Source organism: Actinokineospora bangkokensis, assembly GCF_001940455.1.
Classification (GTDB): Bacteria; Actinomycetota; Actinomycetes; order Mycobacteriales; family Pseudonocardiaceae; genus Actinokineospora; species Actinokineospora bangkokensis.
Genome location: NZ_MKQR01000026.1, coordinates 1 through 17,778, shown reverse-complemented (window position 1 = coordinate 17,778; position 17,778 = coordinate 1). Strand labels below are relative to the sequence as shown.

Sequence of the window (17,778 nt, the reverse complement as noted above, 5' to 3'; positions counted from 1 at the left end):
CGGGGAGGAGGGTGGTGAGGGGGGTGTGGGGGAGGTTGTGGGCTTGGGCGACGGGGGGGTTGGTGAGGTGGTGGGCGTGGGTGTTGAGGCCCAGGGCGAGGGCGGGGTCGGCGGTGAGGGCCTGCTCCCAGCCGCGGCCCGCGAGGGCGACGGCGTGCGGGAGGGTCACGTTGGTCAGCGCGTAGGTGCTCGTGCGCGGCACGGCGCCGGGCATGTTGGCCACGCAGTAGAAGACCGAGTCGTGCACCAGGTAGGTCGGGTCGGCGTGCGTGGTCGCGTGCGAGTCCTCGAAGCAGCCGCCCTGGTCGATGGCGATGTCCACCAGCACCGAACCGGGCTTCATCTGCGCCACCAGCTCGTTGCTGACCAGCTTCGGCGCCTTCGCGCCCGGCACCAGCACCGCGCCCACCACCAGGTCGGCCTCGCGGGCCGCCTGCTCCACCGCGTACTTGTTCGACGCCACCGTGCGCACCCGCCCGCCGAACCACGCGTCGAGCTGGCGCAGCCGGTCGACGTTGGTGTCGAGCACCTGCACGTCCGCGCCCATGCCCAGGGCGATCGTCGCCGCGTTCAACCCGGCCACCCCGCCGCCGATCACCACGACCCGCGCGGGCAGCACCCCGGGCACCCCGCCCGGCAGCACACCCCGCCCGCCCGAGGGCTTCATCAGCGCGAACGCCCCCACCTGCGGCGCCAACCGGCCCGCGACCTCCGACATCGGGGCCAGCAGCGGCAGCGCGCCCGAGGGCGCCTGCACCGTCTCGTAGGCGATCGCGGTGGTGCCCGCCGCCAGCAGCGCCCGCGTCAGCGCCTCGTCCGCGGCCAGGTGCAGGTAGGTGAACAGCACCTGGTCGGCGCGCAGCCGCGGGTACTCCTCGGCGATCGGCTCCTTGACCTTGAGGACCAGCTCGCCCTCGCCCCACACGTCCTCGGCGGTGGCCAGCACCTTCGCGCCCGCCTCGGCGTACTCCCGGTCGGTGAACGCCGAGCCCAGGCCCGCGCCCGCCTCGACGAACACGTCGTGGCCCCGGGCGGTCAGCTCGTGGGCGCCCGCGGGCGTCAGCGCCACCCGGTACTCGTGGTTCTTGATCTCGCGGGGAACGGCGATGCGCATGGCGGGTCCTCTCGCTCGGGCCGGGTGCCGGGATCTCCGGGGCCGCCGGCTGTCCTGGGCGTCGAGTACCACGGTCCGCCACCCGAGGCGCGGTGTCATCGTGCCCGCGCCACCAGAACCACCCGAAGGTGTGGTGCGCGGGGCACAAGTCACCGCCAGCGCTCGGCGACCAGCTGGCACAGCAGCGCCAACCGGGTGTCCGGGTCGCCCAGGTCCACCCCGAGCAGCGCGACCACCCGCGCCATCCGGTACCGCAGCGTGTTGGTGTGGATCGACAGCGCGGCGGCGGCGGCCCGCGGGTCGCCGGGGTGGCGCAGCCACTCGTAGAGGGTGTCGCGGTACCAGCCGTCCTGGCCGTCCAGCGCGGTCAGCGGCCCCACCCCGGCCACCGCGGGGCCGGCGGCGGTGGCCGCCCGGTGCAGCACCAGCACCGCCCACGCGTCCTCGTGCGCCACCACCGGCCCGGTGGCCAGCCCCGCGCGCAGCAGCGCCAGCGCCTCGTCGGCCTCCGCCCGCCCGCGCGCCAGGTCGCCGGGGCCCACCGCCGACCCCGCCGCGGCCTGCGGGCCCGCCCCCAGCTCGGCGCGCAGCGCGGGCCAGTCCGCGTCCGGCACGATCGCGTACAGCAGCCCGTGCAGCTCCCCGATCGCGGTGCGTCTGCCGATGCCCTCGGTGAGCCGGGCGGCCAGCGCCAGCCGGGTGCCCTCGTCGTGGGCGTCCACCGCCACCACCCGGTGCGGCCCCGGCCCCAGGTCCAGCTCCGCCGCGGCCAGCCGCCCGCTGCCGGTGCCCGCCAGCGCCGCGCGCACCAGCTCGCCCGCCCTGGTGCGCTCGCCGTCCTCCCTGGCCCGGCGCCGCAGCAGGTGCAGCGCCACGACCGGCGCGGTGTCGGCGAACGCGGCCGCCCGCTCGTCGGGCACCGGCCCGGACACCACCGCCCACATCGATCCCAGCAGCTCCCCGCCCATCCGGATCGGCACCACCAGCCGCGGCAGCGTGCCGTCCTGCTGGGCCGGGACGAACACCGTGGGCCGCCCGCGGGACAGCTCCCGGAACACCCCGCGCGAGCGGAACCGGGCCAGCACGTCCCTGGGCACCCGCCGCCCCATGATCGTCGACTGCCTGGCCCGGTCGGCGCCGTCCTGGCGGGCGGAGTAGGCCAGCACCCGCGAGTGCGCGTCCTCGATCGTCACCGGCGCGTCCACCACCGCCGCGGCCGCGTCGGCCAGCCGGAACAGGTCCCCGAACGCCTCCGCCGCCCCGGCATCGTCGGCGGCGTCGAGCACCGAGCGCAGCAGGTGCACCAGCTGCGCCCACGACGCCTGCGGCCGCACCTCCACCACCGCCACCCCGGCCGCGGCCGCCGCCGCCAGCACCCCGTCGTCCTCGGCCAGCGGGGGCTTGAGCAGCACCGCCGCCCCGCCCAGCCGCACCAGCTCGACCGCGCCGCCCCGGTCGACCACCCCCACCCCCAGCACCAGGTCGCCCGCCGCCGCGGGCGCCCCCTCCGGGATCACCACGTCCACCACCGGGCCGCCCGGCCCCGGGGCCACCACCCGCAGCAGGGTCGGCCCGACCCTGCCCACCACGTCCCGCACGCTCGCCACCCGCCCAGTAAAGGCGAGGTCAGCGCCGGGCGGCCACCCAGGTCAGCGCCGCCACCGCCGCCATGCCTCCGGCGTTGGGGTGCAGCGCCAGCGCCGGGTTGCGCGCGGCGATCGGCTCCACCCACCGCACGGCCGGGTCCGCGCACGCGTCGCGCCCCACCCCGTACCGGTACGGGTCGACGTAGTCGGTGAGGGTGTCCGCAGCGGCCCGGGCGAGCGCGGCGTTCAACCGCCGCTCCACCGCGTCGAAGTAGGCGCTGTCCCCGGCGGCGAACGGCACCCGCGGCCAGCACCCGGCCCCCTCGGGCAGGATCCGCGGGTACCCGACGAGCACCACCTTCGCCCGCGGTGCCGTCCGGTGGATCGTCCGCAGCACCTCGGTGACCCGCTCCGCCACCTCGTTCACCCGCTCGGTCAACACATCCGACCCCGGTCGTGCGTAGTACCGCGTGCAGAGGTCACCCGCCGGGTCCTTCGACCCCTCGCGCGCGCACGTCGCGACGATCTCGCCGAACCCCACGTCGTTGCCGCCGATGGTCAGCGTCACCAGGTCGGTGCTCGACGTGACCGCTGCCAGCTGCGGGGGGTTGGTGCCGCTGCGGAACACCTGCGGCCCGGTCAGGTCCGCGGTCCTCGCGCCGCTGCACGTGACGTCGGTGAACGACCCCACCCGCAACCACCGCGCCAGCAGGGACGGGTAGTTCCCCGTCGACCGCGCGCACCCCGCGGGCGCGTCCCGAACCGCGTCCGGGACCAACGGCCCCGCGGCGTACGAGTCGCCCAGCGCGACGTACTCCCCGAACACCGGCCCCGGTACCACCGACGCGGACGCGGGAACCGCCGCGCACACCAGCGCCGCGCACAGCCCCACCACGCCCGACCGCACCACCGCACCCCCTCCACGCGTCCAGACCGGGCACACCGTCCCACCAATTGGACGACAGCGCGCCCGCCACCCGGACCCAACTACGGTTCCACCATGGCCGTTCTCACCGTCCGGCTGCACGTCGACCTGCTGCGGGTCGCCAGCGCCGCCTGTCGCCCCGCCCGCCGAGCCTAGCCACCCGGTCCCCCCGGAACCCCCGACCTCCCAGCAGAAGGAGCAGCAACCCATGACCGAATCCGCGGCGTGGTCGTTCGAGACCAAGCAGGTCCACGCGGGCGCGTCCCCCGACCCGGCCACCGGTGCGCGCGCCACCCCGATCTACCAGACCACCTCCTACGTCTTCCGCGACAGCCAGCACGGCCAGGACCTGTTCAGCCTCGCCGAGCCCGGCAACATCTACACTCGCATCAACAACCCCACCCAGGAGGTCCTGGAGTCGCGGGTCGCCGCGCTGGAGGGCGGCGTCGCCGCGCTCGCCTTCGCCTCCGGCTCGGCCGCCACCACCGCCGCCATCCTCAACCTGGCCAACGCGGGCGACCACTTCGTCTCCAGCCCCTCGCTCTACGGCGGCACCTACAACCTGTTCCACTACACGCTGCCGAAGCTGGGCATCGAGGTCACCTTCATCGACGACCAGGACGACGCCGAGCAGTGGCGCGCCGCGGTCCGCCCCAACACCAAGCTGTTCTTCGCCGAGACCCTGGCCAACCCGGGCAGCAACGTCCTCGACGTGCGCAAGGTCGCCGACGTCGCGCACGAGGCCGGGGTGCCCCTGGTCGTCGACAACACCGTGCCCACCCCGTACCTGCTGCGCCCGATCGAGCACGGCGCCGACGTCGTCGTGCACTCGGCCACCAAGTACCTCGGCGGCCACGGCACCACCATCGCGGGCGTGCTCGTCGACGGCGGCACCTTCGACTTCGGCAAGGACCCGGCCCGCTTCCCCGGCTTCAACGAGCCCGACCCCTCCTACAACGGCCTGAAGTTCTGGGAGGCCCTGGGCCCGGGCGCGTTCGCCGCCAAGGCCCGCGTGCAGCTGCTGCGCGACACCGGCGCCTCGATCTCCCCGCTCAACGCCTTCCTGGTGCTCCAGGGCATCGAGACCCTGTCGCTGCGCATCGAGCGGCACGTGTCCAACGCCCAGGCCCTCGCGGAGTGGCTGGAGCAGCGCGACGAGGTGGAGAAGGTCTACTACGCTGGCCTGCCGTCCTCGCCGCACCACGCCGCCCAGCAGAAGTACCTGCCGCGCGGCGCGGGCGCGATCGTCTCCTTCGACCTGCGCGGCGGCGTCCTCGCGGGCCGCAAGTTCGTCGACGGCACCACCCTGCACAGCCAGCTGGTGAACATCGGCGACGTGCGCAGCCTCATCGTGCACCCGGCCAGCACCACCCACTCCCAGCTGACCCCGGAGGAGCAGCTGTCCTCCGGCGTCACCCCGGGCCTGGTGCGCCTGGCCGTCGGCATCGAGAACGTCGAGGACCTCAAGGCCGACCTGGAGGCCGGGTTCCGAGCGGCCAAGGCCGAGCTGTGACCCCCGGCTCCCCGCCCACCGCGACCGACCTGCCCGTCGGCACCGTCGCGCTCGCGGCGGGCGGGGAGCTGCCCGCCGTCACCGTCGCCTACGAGACCTGGGGCGAGTTCGACGGCACCAACGCCGTCCTGGTCGAGCACGCCCTCACCGGCGACTCGCACGCGGGCGGCGACGACGGCTGGTGGTCCGGGCTCATCGGCCCGGGCCGCGCCGTCGACACCGACCGCTGGTTCGTGGTGTGCGCCAACGTCCTCGGCGGCTGCCGCGGCACCACCGGCCCCGCCTCCCCGGCCCCCGACGGCAGGCCCTGGGGCAGCCGCTTCCCCCGCGTCGGCATCCGCGACCAGGTCGAGGTCGAGGCCCGGCTGGCCGACCACCTCGGCGTCGACGCGTGGGCCGCGGTGCTGGGCGGGTCCATGGGCGGCATGCGCGCCCTGGAGTGGGCCGTCGCCCGCCCAGACCGGCTGCGCGCCGTGCTGCTGCTGGCCTGCCCCGCCGCCGCCTCCGCCGACCAGATCGCCTGGGCCGCCCCGCAGCTGGCGGCCATCCGCGCCGACCCGTCCTGGCAGGGCGGTGACTACCACGGCACCGGCCGCACCCCCGACGCGGGCCTGGGCATCGCCCGCCGCGTCGCCCACACCACCTACCGCTCCGGCGCCGAGCTGGCCGCCCGCTTCGCCCGCCGCCGCGAACCCGACGGCCGCTACGCCGTCGAGTCCTACTTGGACCACCACGCCGAGAAGCTGGTCGGCCGCTTCGACGCGGGCAGCTACGTGGTGCTCACCGAGGCCATGAACGACCACGACATCGGCCACGGCCGCGGCGGGGTCGCCGCGGCGCTGCGGCGCGTGCGGGCGCACGCGGTGGTGGCCGGGGTGGACAGCGACCGGCTGTACCCGCTGGAGCAGCAGCGCGAACTCGCCGACGGGATCCCGACCGCGGAGCGGCTGCACGTGATCACCTCACCGTCCGGGCACGACGGGTTCCTGACGGAGTGGACGCAGCTGGCGGGGTTGGTCAAGGACGTCCTGGGCTGACGCCGGGGGTCTCCAGGGCCGGCTTCGTCGGGGGTTTTCGTTCTGGGCCCGGTTGGGTGAATCCGCTTGGCTGGGGCCCCTACGGCGATCATGTGCTGTCGGGCGGGAAAAGGCAGGCTGAAAAGACGCCCGCCCGTCCCGTTGAGGTAACACATGATCGCCTCCCCTAGCCAAGCGGATCCACCCAACCGGGCAGGGCCCGCTGTCCGGGCTCGACTCGTGCGGGTGGTCGCGTATGTTCGGGGTGATGCTTGCTGTGCCGAATCTGGTTGCGGGCTGGGGCTAGCCGGTGATCCAGGGGGGCACCGGCAGGTCGCGCTTGGTGCACTCCTCGGACAGCCGCAGGGTCCACCGCAGGGCCTGGACCATGAGGACGGCCATCTCCTCGGGGGCCGCGTCGTGCAGGGCGATGTCCAGTTGGGCCTTCGCGGCCTCGGAATCGCCGTGGACCTCGGCGAGCAGGGTGCGGACGGCGGTGCGGACCGGGGGGTCGGCCTCGTCGATGGGGACCTCGTCGCCGTTGTCGTCGTAGACCTGCATCTTGACCGGGGTGGTGCCGCCGGAGCCGAGGGCGGCGACCATGGCGCTGCACTCGCGGAAGAGCAGCAGCATCAGCTCGCGGGCGTCGGCGTGGCTGTCGGGGGCGGTGCGGACCTCGTCGGCGACCCGGTCGAGGGCGCCGTCGTCCTCGCCCGCGCGCATGGCGGCGAGGGCGTCGGCGGCGGCCTCGGTGAGGCGGCGGCTGCGGTCCGGGTCGGGGTCCACGCCCCCATCCTGCAACAGGCCCGCCCCGGGCGGGGAGATCAGGTCGGGGCGATTCGCTCACTTGGCGGCGAGTCCCACCGCCGCACGGACGCGAGCACGTCCTCCACGTCCAGCGGTCCCCCGAACGCGGGACCCTCGGCGGTGACCGCGCCGTGCTCGGCCCACCACCGCGCCTCCGCCCGATCGCGCACCCCGACCACGCCCACCTCGGCGCCCACCGAGGTCAGCGCCGCCACCAGCCGGTCGGTGGCCAGGACCGCGGGCGCGTGCCCGGGCAGCCAGTCCGGCCGCCAGTCGTCGAACGGGTCGGCCAGCAGCACCGGGCCCACGCCGAAGCGCTCCACCAGCGCCACCTCAGCCGGGCCGCCGCGGAACCCGTGCAGGCCGCGCACCACGCCCATGTCGGCCAGGGTGCGCAGGTTGTCGCGGGCGTCGCCGACCGCGCCCGCCACCGCCGAGGCGTCCAGCACGACCTCCAGCAGCCCCGGCGGCACCCCGGCCACCTCCACCGCGGCGCGCACCGCCCGCACCAGGTCGGCGTCCGCCGACTGGGTCCTGGTCAGCGCCACCCGCAGCGCGGGCCCGCCGCCGGGGAACAGCGCCCGCCACACCGGCAGCCGCTGCGCCGCCTCGGCCAGCAGCAGCGGGGCCAGCGCCACGGCGAACCCGGTGCGCTCGGCCAGCTCCGCGGTGGGCGGCAGCCCCGCCAGCGCCCGCGGCTGGTGGGCCAGCGCCGACACCCGCACCGGGGCCATCCCCGCCAACCCCACCACCGGCCGGTAGGCCACCACCAGGTCGCCGTTCTCCCAGGCCGCGGGCAGCGCCACCGCCGCGGCCCCGACCCGGCGGGCCGAGCGGTCGGCGTGCGGGTCGTGCACCGCCCACTGGTCGCGCCCGGCGGCCCGCGCCCTGGCCAGCGCCGCGTCCGCCGCCCGGAACACCTCCTCCGGGCCCAGCTCCCCGGCCCGGCAGCGCACCACCCCGATGGACGCGCTGACCGCCAGCCCCAGCGGCCCGTCGTACTCCGGTTCGGCCAGCGCCCCGCGCACCGCCGCCACCAGCCCCGGCACGTCCGGGGTGCCGGGGCCGTCGACCACCAGCACCGCGAACTCGTCCCCGCCGACCCTGGCCAGCAGCGCGTCCTCGTCGTCGAGCAGCGCGGTCAACCTGGCCGCCACCGTCCGCAGCACCCGGTCGCCCGCCTCGTGCCCGTGCGCGGTGTTGACCAGCCCGAACGCGTCGAGGTCCAGCACGAACAGCGTCACCGGCGCACCCGGGCCCACCTGCTCCAACCGCGCCTCCAACCGGGACCGGAACGCCACCCGGTTGAGCAGCCCGGTCAGCGCGTCGTGCAGGCTCTGGTGGCTGAGCCGGGTGCCCAGCAGCTCCACCTCGCTGAGGTCCTGCACGGTCACCACGCGCAGCCCGCCGCCGTCGCCGCCGTCCTCGCCGGTCAGCCGCGACGACCGCACCAGCACCCACACCTCGTCGCCGTCCGGGCGCACCACCCGCCGCCGGTCCGGGCCCGTGCGCACCGGCGGCGCGCCCGCGCCCGCGTCCGGGTCGGTCAGCAGCTCGCCCAGCGCCGACCCGCGCAGCTGCTCGGCCGGGCGGTCCAGGATCTGCGACAGCGCCGGGTTCACCTCCACGCACCGGCCGTCCGGCCCGGTGAGCGCGATGCCGGTCGGGGACGCGGCGAACACCTCCCGGAACCGGTGCTCGCTGTCGCGGCGCCCGCGCTCGGCCAGCCGCGCCGCGCTCAGCAGCGCCAGCTTCATGTCCTCCTGCTGCTCCAGCGTCCGCGCCCGCAGCGCCGCGGCGTACCCGGTGGACACCGCGGCCAGCAGCGCCACCACCCGGCGCGGGTCGTGCCCGGCCGCGAGCAGCCCGTCGCCCAGCACCGCCGCCGACCGGGCCAGGGTGTCCTCCCCGGTCAGCGCCCCGGTCACCATCCGCGCCCCGACCGCGGCACCCGGGCCGGTGCCGAACGGCTCGGCGCGCAGCGCCGCCTCCAGCTCCGCGAGCATCTCCGCCAGCAGCGCCCGCACGTCGCGCGACGACCGCGGCACGTAGGCGGTGGCCGCGACCACCCGCAGCCACGCCTCGACCAGGTCGTCGGGTGCGCCCATCGTCAGAGCTTGCGGCCGACGCCGGAGTAGATGCCCGCGCGGTCGGGGTCGTCGCCGTCGTCGAGACCGGTGTCCGGCCGCCACAGCGCCGTCGGCACCACCCCCGGCTCCACCAGCTCGTAGCCGCGGAACAGCGCGGTGATCTCCGCCTTCGACCGCGGGTGCATCGGGTCCCTGCTGGTGCTCATCACCTCGACCACCCGGTCCATCTCCGCGGGCATCAGGTCCCGGGTGAACTGCGAGAAAGCCAGGTAGCTGCCCGGCACCAGGGGCTCGCTGTAGCGGGCGACGATGCCCGCCGGGTCCTTCTCCGGGGCGACGAAGTGGAACACCCCGGCCATGATCAGCCCCACCGGCTCGGAGAAGTCCAGCAGCGCCCGGGTCGCCGGGTCGTCGAGCACCCGCTCGGGCGCGGTCAGGTCGGCCTGCACGATGGTGGCGCCCGGGTTGTCGGCGAGCATCAGCTTGGAGTGCGCGTACGCGACCTCCTCGTAGTCCACGTACACCACCCGGGCGGTGGGGTCGGCGTCCTGGGCGATCTCGTGCACGTTGCCCACCGTCGGGATGCCCGAGCCCAGGTCGAGGAACTGGCGCACCCCGCGCTCCGCCATGAACAGCACCGACCGGCGCAGGAACGCCCGGTTGTGCCGGGCGATCTCGCGGGCGTTGGGCTGCGCCCGCAGGAACCGGTGCGCCAGCTCCCGGTCGTGGGCGAAGTTGTGCCCGCCGCCGAGCAGGTAGTCGTAGAGCCGCGCGGCGCTCGGCCGCTCCAGGTCGATCCCCGCGGGCACCCAGCCCGTCGCCTCGGCCACCGCACTCCCCTTCCACCACGAATGGGCGACCAACGTTACTCAGCCGTGCTATCGCCCGTTCGAGACCGGAAACGATAACGCAGCGTCAGCGCGGCACCGGCTGGGACTGGGGGGCGTGCACCAGCGCGGCGCGGGCCATCGAGCACAGCAGGTCGGCCATCTGGTCGCGGTCGAGGTGCCTGCTGTGCGGGGTGGAGTTGATCAGGCCGAACACCGCGTGCGCCGCCGCCCGCGCGGTCGGCTCGGGCAGCGCGGGCACCGCCGCCACGATCACCTCCACCCACGTCTCGACGTAGCGCCGCTGCAGGGCGCGCACCTTGCGCCGGTCCGGGTCGGTGAGGTTGCCCAGGTTGCGCTCCTGCACCGTGATCAGCGCCGGGTTGTCCAGGGCGAAGTCCACGTGGAAGCGCACCAGCTCGCCCAGGGTGACGTCCGGGTCGGCCACCGCGGCCACCCGCGCCTGCCCACCGCCGAGCAGCACCTCCGAGATCGAGGTCAGCATCTCCCCGAGCATCGCGTCCTTGGAGCGGAAGTGCCGGTAGAGGGCCGGGCCGGAGATGCCGACCGCCGAGCCGATGTCGTCGATGCCGACCCCGTGGAACCCGTGCCGGGCGAACAGCTCCGCCGCGGCGGCGAGGATCTGGTCCCTGCGCGAGGGCTTGCTGGGGTCTGCGAGCGGCACGGGCACCATCGTACGAGGGTTCGGTTAGCGCTGGCTAACCGGCTTGCGCCGCAGGTCAACCCCTAAAGTGGCAACCGGTAACGCGATGCCGAGCGGTACCGTGAACAGTTCACGGCTGCTAGGGATGGACGGTCGGGAATCCCTCCAGAGCCGGAGGCAGCACATGCTCAGCTCACGCTCGTCCGCCGTGGTCGCCCTCGCCGCCGCGGCCCTGCTCGGGGCCGCCGCCCCAGCCGCGGCCGCCCCCACCGCCGCGGGCGGCTACGCCGCCCTCGGCGACTCCTACTCCTCCGGCACGGGCGCCGGGTCCTACGGCGACAGCGGCGGCTGCAAGCGCAGCGCCAACTCCTACGCCCAGCGCTGGGCCGACAGCCACGGCCCCGCCTCCTTCAGCTTCGTCGCCTGCTCCGGCGCCGTCACCGCCGACGTGCTCGCCAACCAGGTCTCCGCCCTCACCGCCGACACCTCCCTGGTCACCATCTCCATCGGCGGCAACGACGCGGGCTTCGCCGACGTCATGATCGACTGCAACCTCGGCTCCGACGCCACCTGCGTCGCGGGCAACCAGGGCGCCCAGTCCTTCGCCCGCACCACCCTGCCCGGCCGCCTCGACGGCGTGTACTCCCAGATCGCCGCCCGCGCCCCCGCCGCCCAGGTCGTCGTCTTCGGCTACCCGCACATCTACCAGCTCAACGGCTCCTGCGGCATCGGCCTCAGCGAGACCAAGCGCGCCGCCATCAACCAGTCCTCCGACGTCCTCGCGGAGGTCATCTCCGCCAAGGCCGCCGCCTACGGCTTCACCTTCGTCGACGGCCGCACCGCCTTCGCGGGCCACGAGATCTGCGCCTCCGGCGACCGCTGGCTCAACAGCGTCACCGTCCCCGTCGACGAGTCCTACCACCCCACCGCCACCGGCCAGGGCAGCGGCTACTACCCCGCCCTCACCGCCGTCACGGGCTGACCGCACCGCCCGGCGGCACCCGAAGGCCACCTCGACCCCCGGCGAGGTGGCCTTCGGCCTGCCCGGCGCCCTGCTCGACAGCTCAGGTTAGTGGGCGCTAACATCACAGGTGTAGTTAACGGTGACTAACCTGTCTGGAGCAACGCCATGGACGCCCCCGCCCTGCGCACCGCGGTGGACCCCGCGAGCGAGGCGTTCCACCGCAACGACAAGCAGCACCGGCTGCTCGTCGACGACCTGCGCCACCGCCTCGCCACCGCCGCCCGGGGCGGACCCGAGCGGGCCAGGGCCAAGCACGTCGACCGGGGCAAGCTGCTGCCGCGCGACCGCGTCGACGCGCTGCTCGACCCCGGCTCGCCCTTCCTGGAGCTGTCCCCGCTGGCCGCCACCGACCTCTACGGCGGCGAGGCACCCGCCGCCGGGATCATCACCGGCGTCGGGCGGGTCAGCGGCCGCGAGGTCGTCATCGTCGCCAACGACGCCACGGTCAAGGGCGGCACCTACTACCCCATGACCGTCAAGAAGCACCTGCGCGCCCAGGAAGTCGCCCTGCAGAACGGCCTGCCCTGCGTCTACCTCGTCGACTCCGGCGGCGCCTTCCTGCCCATGCAGGACGACGTCTTCCCCGACCGCGACCACTTCGGCCGCATCTTCTACAACCAGGCCACCATGTCCGCCCGCGGCATCCCCCAGGTCGCCGCCGTCCTCGGCTCCTGCACCGCGGGCGGCGCCTACGTCCCCGCCATGGCCGACGAAGCCGTCATCGTCCGCAACCAGGGCACCATCTTCCTCGGCGGCCCACCCCTGGTGAAGGCCGCCACCGGCGAGGTCGTCACCGCCGAGGACCTCGGCGGCGGCGACGTCCACGCCCGCACCTCCGGCGTCACCGACCACCTCGCCGACGACGACGCCCACGCCCTGCGCATCGTCCGCTCCATCATCAGCACCCTCGGCCCCCGCACGCCCACACCCTGGGACGTCACCCCCGCCGAGGACCCCGCCGTCGACCCCGCCACCCTCTACGGCGCCGTCCCCACCGACCCCCGCACCCCCTACGACGTCCGCGAGGTCATCGCCCGGGTCGTCGACGGCAGCCGCTTCCGCGAGTTCAAGAAGGAGTACGGCACCACCCTGGTCACCGGCTTCGCCCGCGTCCACGGCCACCCCGTCGGCATCGTCGCCAACAACGGCGTCCTGTTCGCCGAGTCCGCCCTCAAGGGCGCCCACTTCATCGAGCTCTGCGACCAGCGCAGCATCCCCCTGCTCTACCTGCAGAACATCACCGGCTTCATGGTCGGCCGCGACTACGAGGCGGGCGGCATCGCCAAGCACGGCGCCAAGATGGTCACCGCCACCGCCTGCGCCCGCGTCCCCAAGTTCACCGTCGTCATCGGCGGCAGCTTCGGCGCGGGCAACTACAGCATGTGCGGCCGCGCCTACTCCCCCCGCTTCCTGTGGATGTGGCCCAACGCCCGCATCTCCGTCATGGGCGGCGACCAGGCCGCCGCCGTCCTGGCCACCGTCCGCCGCGACGGCGCCGAGGCCCGCGGCGAGCAGTGGTCCACCGAGGACGAGGAGGCCTTCAAGGCCCCCGTCCGCGCCCAGTACGAGCAGCAGGGCAACCCCTACTACTCCACCGCCCGCCTCTGGGACGACGGCGTCATCGACCCAGCCGACACCCGCCAGGTGCTCGGCCTCGCGCTGGCCACCGCCGCCAACGCCCCCCTCGAACCCGTCCGCTACGGCGTCTTCCGGATGTGATCGCAGTGTTCAGCGCAGTCCTCATCGCCAACCGCGGCGAGATCGCCGTCCGGGTCACCCGCACCCTGCGCGCCCTCGGCATCCGCGCCATCGCCGTGCACAGCGACGCCGACACCACCGCCCGGCACGTCCGCGAGGCCGACGAGGCCGTCCACATCGGACCCGCCGCCGCCCGAGAGTCCTACCTCAACATCCCCCGCGTCATCGACGCCGCCCTGCGCACCGGCGCCCAGGCCATCCACCCCGGCTACGGCTTCCTCGCCGAGAACGCCGCCTTCGCCAGGGCCTGCGCCGACGCGGGCATCACCTTCATCGGCCCCAGCCCCGCCGCCATCGACGCCATGGGCGACAAGATCCGCGCCAAGCTCACCGTCGCCGCCGCGGGCGTCCCCGTCGTCCCCGGCCGCACCGAACCCGGCATGACCGCCGCCGACCTCACCGCCGCCGCCCACGACGTCGGCTTCCCCGTCCTGCTCAAGCCCTCCGCGGGCGGCGGCGGCAAGGGCATGCGCCTGGTCACCGACCCCGCCGACCTCCCCGCCGCCATCGAGTCCGCCCGCCGCGAGGCCCTCGGCTCCTTCGGCGACGACACCCTGCTCGTCGAGCGCTTCATCACCCGCCCCCGGCACGTCGAGATCCAGGTCCTCGCCGACGCCCACGGCACCACCGTCCACCTCGGCGAACGCGAGTGCAGCCTCCAGCGCAGGCACCAGAAGGTCATCGAGGAGGCACCCTCCCCCCTGCTCGACCCCGCCACCCGCGCCCGCATGGGCCAGGCCGCCGTCGACGCCGCCCGCGCCGTCGACTACACCGGCGCGGGCACCGTCGAGTTCATCGTCTCCGGCGACCGCCCCGACGAGTTCTTCTTCATGGAGATGAACACCCGCCTGCAGGTCGAGCACCCCGTCACCGAGCTCGTCACCGGCATCGACCTCGTCGAGCAGCAGCTGCGCGTCGCCGCGGGCCACCCGCTCGACCTGCGCCAGGAGGACGTCGAGCTGCGCGGGCACGCCGTCGAGGCCCGCGTCTACGCCGAGGACCCCGCCGCCGGGTTCCTGCCCACCGGCGGCACCGTCCTCGACCTGCGCCTGCCCACCCACGCCCGGGTCGACTCCGGCCTCGACACCGGCACCGTCGTCGGCACCGACTACGACCCCATGCTCGCCAAGGTCATCACCCACGCCCCCACCCGCGACGAGGCCATCACCGCCCTGTCCACCGCCCTCGCCGGCACCGCCGTCCTCGGCGTCGGCACCAACACCGCCTTCCTGCGCGCCCTGCTCGACGACCCCGACGTCCGCGCGGGCCGCCTCGACACCCAGCTCATCGAACGCGGCGGCCCCCCCGCCGCGCCCCGCCCACCCGACGACGCCTTCGCCGCCGCCGCCCTCGACCGGCTCCTCACCCTCCAGCCCACCGGGCCCGCGCCCTCCCCCTGGGACGTCCCCTCCGGCTGGCGCCTCGGCGAACCCGCCCCCGTCGTCCTGCGCCTCACCTGCGGCGACCGCACCGAGACCGTCCGCGTCACCGGCACCCCCGCCGCCGCGGTCGTCACCATCGGCGCCGCCGACCCCGTGACCGCCACCGCCACCCGCGACCACGACCTGCGCACCACCGTCGACGGCCGCACCACCCGCTGGGCCCGCGCCACCGGCGGCGGCACCCTGTGGCTGGCGGGCGCGGGCGGCACCTGGGCGATCACCGAGCACACCACCCTCGACGGCGCCGCCGCGGCCGCCGGTGCGGGCGGCCCGGTCACCAGCCCCATGCCCGGCACCGTCCTCGTGGTCAAGGCCGCGACCGGCGACCGGGTCACGGCCGGGCAACCGCTGCTCGTCGTCGAGGCGATGAAGATGGAGCACACCATCACCGCACCGGTCGACGGTGTCGTCTCCGAACTCCCCGTCCGGCCCGGCGACCGCGTCGCGCTGGACCAAACCCTGGCCGTGGTGACCCCACCGGAGGACGAGTCGTGATGGACATCAGCGAGGAGCACGAGGCGCTGCGCAAGACGGTGCGCGAGTTCGCCACCGAGGAGGTCGCCCCCGTCATCGGCGGCTTCTACGAGCGCGAGGAGTTCCCCTACGACCTCGTCGCCACCATGGGCCGCATGGGCCTGTTCGGCCTGCCCATCGCCGAGGAGTGGGGCGGCATGGGCGGTGACTACTTCGCCCTCTGCCTGGTCCTGGAGGAACTGGCCAGGGTCGACTCCTCGGTCGCCATCACCCTGGAGGCGGGCGTCTCCCTCGGCGCCATGCCCCTCTACCGCTTCGGCACCACCGAGCAGAAGCAGCGCTGGCTGCCCGACCTCGCCGCGGGCACCCGCCTCGGCGCTTTCGGCCTCACCGAACCCGGCGGCGGCTCCGACGCGGGCGCCACCCGCACCACCGCCCGCCGCGACGGCGACTCCTGGGTGGTCAACGGCTCCAAGGCGTTCATCACCAACTCCGGCACCGACATCACCAGCATCGTCACCGTCACCGCCGTCACCGGCAAGCGGGAGGACGGCCGCAAGGAGATCTCCGCGGTCATCATCCCCTCCGGCACCCCCGGCTTCGGCGTCTCCCAGAAGTACTCCAAGGTCGGCTGGAACGCCTCCGACACCCGCGAGCTCTCCTTCACCGACACCCGCGTCCCCGCCGAGAACGTCCTCGGCCAGGTCGGCCGCGGCTACGCCCAGTTCCTGTCCACCCTGGACGAGGGCCGCGTCGCCATCGCCGCCCTCTCCACCGGCCTCGCCCAGGGCTGCGTCGACGAATCCCTCAAGTACGCCTCCGAGCGCGAGGCCTTCGGCTCCACCATCGGCACCTACCAGGCCATCCAGTTCAAGATCGCCGACATGGAGGTCCGCGCCCACACCGCCCGCCTCGCCTACCACGCCGCCGCCGCCAAGATGCTCAAGGGCCTCCCCTTCAAGAAGGAAGCCGCCATCGCCAAGCTCGTCGCCAGCAACGCCGCCATGGACAACGCCCGCGACGCAACCCAGATCTTCGGCGGCTACGGCTTCATGAACGACTACCCCGTCGCCCGCTTCTACCGCGACGCCAAGATCCTCGAGATCGGCGAGGGCACCAGCGAGGTCCAGCGCATGCTCATCGCCCGCGAACTGGGCCTCGCCAGCTGACCCCGCTCACTCTCCCTTCCCCGCTCTGACCGTCTCGCCGTCCCCGGGCCCCGCCGCAGCCTGCCGCTGCGCCGGGGCCCTTCGGCAGCACCGGTCTCTCCTGTCCCTTCTGAGCCGATGACCAGGCCGCACAACACTTTCGGGTGAACAGGCCTCCGAACCTGTCCACATCCCGGCGATTTCTCCCTCTCCGGTATCGAAGAGGAGGACGCCGGCCCCGGACCCCCACCCCGCACCAGCCCCACCCGCTGCTCGTCGTTTCCCGCGATGACCCAGCCGCGGCGACCAGCCAGCCGCAGCGATCGGCAGACTCCAGTGGCCAGCCAGCCGTAGCCGTCCCTCACGCGCCGGCTGCGCGCCGCCCTCCAAGCAGACGCGTCGAGGCAGCGCCTGACGGCGAGTCCGAGTGCTGGATGAGGCAGTTCGCGGCGACGTCATTGTTTCAGCGGTTGAAACGCGGACCCATCAAGCGTGCGTGACCGGGCTCGGCTGCGCGCTTGCCCATTCCTGCGCACTGCCGCCGCGGCAAAGAGTCCGAAGGCGACGGTCGCCTCGTCGATGGACGCGAGAAGTACCTTCTGCGCGGCAAATACCCCCGATCCTGTGACCGGTCCAACCGCGAGGCCACGATCCGCGACACCTTCGGTGTCCAACCGGGAGTTCGGCTGCGCCGCGGCGACGTTGAGGTCCAGCGACTTGGATCACTCGCTAGACGGCCACGCGAAGTCGGTCCGCGTGGCGAAAGGGTGGTAGCCCGCGCGAGCGAAGGCAGCGCGCATGGGGTGATTCGCAGCGTCGACGTCAGCGCGGATCGGCACACCAGGCAACGCCCGGTCGAGCGCGAGCGCGTCAGGAGGCTCCGCGCCGGGGAGCACCTCGCAGCCGGGTCGCTTACGGAGACGCTCCGCCGCGGGCCCATCGGCAGCGCCGCCATCCAAGGCTGGTAGCTCCGGGGTGCTGCGTTCCAAGAATTCCGTAGCTGCGGCCAACAGCTGGTGCACGTAGCCGAAGCCGCGGAAGGGCTGGGCAACGCCGATGTCTGCAAGGACCGGGTGACCGTCGAGGAGAGTGGGAGTGGCGTAGCCCGCGGGGGTGCCGTCTGGGGTGAGGGCGATCAGCAGGGTGGCGCCGGGGGTGGTGAGGCTGGCTTGCAGGCGGGCTTGGGCTTCGCGTTCGCGGCCGCATTCGCAGGTGTGGTGCGAGGTATGGCGGCGGGGGCAGTGGGAGTCGGGGTGGCAGCTCAGCCGGGTGCGGGCGCGTTGGGTGTGGTGGTCCAGGGTGCCGTCGCCGACTTGGGTGAAGAGGGCGGTGAGGAGGGGGCTGGGGAAGTCCTTTCCTGGGTGGATTGTCAGGGGCGGGGTGGGTCGTC

General features: G+C 74.4%; 14 protein-coding genes. 6 read left to right on the top strand and 8 right to left on the bottom strand.

Features of this window, described 5'->3' with window-relative positions; translation table 11 throughout:
• The 3 genes from ald to BJP25_RS22705 all read right to left on the bottom strand — a co-directional run.
• Positions 1-1,114 (bottom strand): alanine dehydrogenase (gene ald, locus BJP25_RS22715; RefSeq protein ID WP_075977046.1); only part of this gene is annotated, 1,114 nt, incomplete at its 3' end.
• A gap of 149 nt (positions 1,115-1,263) precedes the next feature.
• The gene (locus BJP25_RS22710; protein ID WP_075977045.1) at positions 1,264-2,721 is read right to left on the bottom strand and encodes a PucR family transcriptional regulator; all 1,458 of its coding nucleotides are present in this window, start codon (positions 2,719-2,721) and stop codon (positions 1,264-1,266) included.
• A 19-nt stretch (positions 2,722-2,740) separates the two neighbouring features.
• On the bottom strand, positions 2,741-3,607 hold the full coding sequence (locus BJP25_RS22705) for an SGNH/GDSL hydrolase family protein (protein ID WP_075977755.1): 867 nt from the start codon (positions 3,605-3,607) through the stop codon (positions 2,741-2,743).
• Between the two features lie 226 nt (positions 3,608-3,833).
• Between BJP25_RS22705 and BJP25_RS22700 the strand changes: the two genes are divergently transcribed.
• Positions 3,834-5,138: a bifunctional o-acetylhomoserine/o-acetylserine sulfhydrylase gene (locus BJP25_RS22700; RefSeq protein ID WP_075977044.1), complete on the top strand. Its 1,305-nt coding sequence runs from the start codon at positions 3,834-3,836 to the stop codon at positions 5,136-5,138.
• Positions 5,135-6,175, top strand: coding sequence for a homoserine O-acetyltransferase MetX (gene metX, locus BJP25_RS22695; protein WP_075977043.1), 1,041 nt, complete (start codon positions 5,135-5,137; stop codon positions 6,173-6,175). The genes BJP25_RS22700 and metX overlap by 4 nt, the downstream gene beginning before the upstream one ends.
• A 282-nt stretch (positions 6,176-6,457) precedes the next feature.
• Here metX and BJP25_RS22690 read toward each other — a convergent pair whose 3' ends face one another.
• The 4 genes from BJP25_RS22690 to BJP25_RS22675 all read right to left on the bottom strand — a co-directional run bounded on the left by BJP25_RS22690 (position 6,458) and on the right by BJP25_RS22675 (position 10,572).
• Positions 6,458-6,877, bottom strand: a complete 420-nt coding sequence (locus BJP25_RS22690; RefSeq protein WP_233158263.1) for a hypothetical protein — start codon at positions 6,875-6,877, stop codon at positions 6,458-6,460.
• 101 nt (positions 6,878-6,978) lie between these two features.
• Complete coding sequence (locus BJP25_RS22685) at positions 6,979-9,069, bottom strand: diguanylate cyclase domain-containing protein (RefSeq protein ID WP_075977041.1); 2,091 nt, start codon at positions 9,067-9,069, stop codon at positions 6,979-6,981.
• A gap of 2 nt (positions 9,070-9,071) precedes the next feature.
• On the bottom strand, positions 9,072-9,881 hold the full coding sequence (locus tag BJP25_RS22680; protein WP_075977040.1) for an SAM-dependent methyltransferase: 810 nt from the start codon (positions 9,879-9,881) through the stop codon (positions 9,072-9,074).
• A gap of 85 nt (positions 9,882-9,966) precedes the next feature.
• Positions 9,967-10,572, bottom strand: a complete 606-nt coding sequence (locus tag BJP25_RS22675; RefSeq protein WP_075977039.1) for an SACE_7040 family transcriptional regulator — start codon at positions 10,570-10,572, stop codon at positions 9,967-9,969.
• A gap of 154 nt (positions 10,573-10,726) precedes the next feature.
• Between BJP25_RS22675 and BJP25_RS22670 the strand changes: the two genes are divergently transcribed.
• The 4 genes from BJP25_RS22670 to BJP25_RS22655 all read left to right on the top strand — a co-directional run bounded on the left by BJP25_RS22670 (position 10,727) and on the right by BJP25_RS22655 (position 16,409).
• Complete coding sequence (locus tag BJP25_RS22670; RefSeq protein ID WP_075977038.1) at positions 10,727-11,524, top strand: SGNH/GDSL hydrolase family protein; 798 nt, start codon at positions 10,727-10,729, stop codon at positions 11,522-11,524.
• Between the two features lie 147 nt (positions 11,525-11,671).
• Positions 11,672-13,285 (top strand): carboxyl transferase domain-containing protein, encoded by a 1,614-nt coding sequence (locus BJP25_RS22665; protein WP_075977037.1) that lies wholly within the window; start codon positions 11,672-11,674, stop codon positions 13,283-13,285.
• Positions 13,286-13,290: 5 nt separating this feature from the next.
• Positions 13,291-15,261, top strand: a complete 1,971-nt coding sequence (locus tag BJP25_RS22660; protein WP_075977036.1) for an ATP-binding protein — start codon at positions 13,291-13,293, stop codon at positions 15,259-15,261.
• A complete protein-coding gene (locus tag BJP25_RS22655) occupies positions 15,261-16,409 on the top strand; it encodes an acyl-CoA dehydrogenase family protein (RefSeq protein WP_075977035.1) in 1,149 nt (382 codons plus the stop codon). Before BJP25_RS22660 ends, BJP25_RS22655 begins: the two co-directional genes overlap by 1 nt.
• A gap of 701 nt (positions 16,410-17,110) precedes the next feature.
• Here the strand turns inward: BJP25_RS22655 and BJP25_RS35770 are convergent.
• Positions 17,111-17,778: GNAT family N-acetyltransferase (locus BJP25_RS35770; RefSeq protein WP_233158217.1), on the bottom strand; the 668-nt coding region annotated here is incomplete at its 5' end.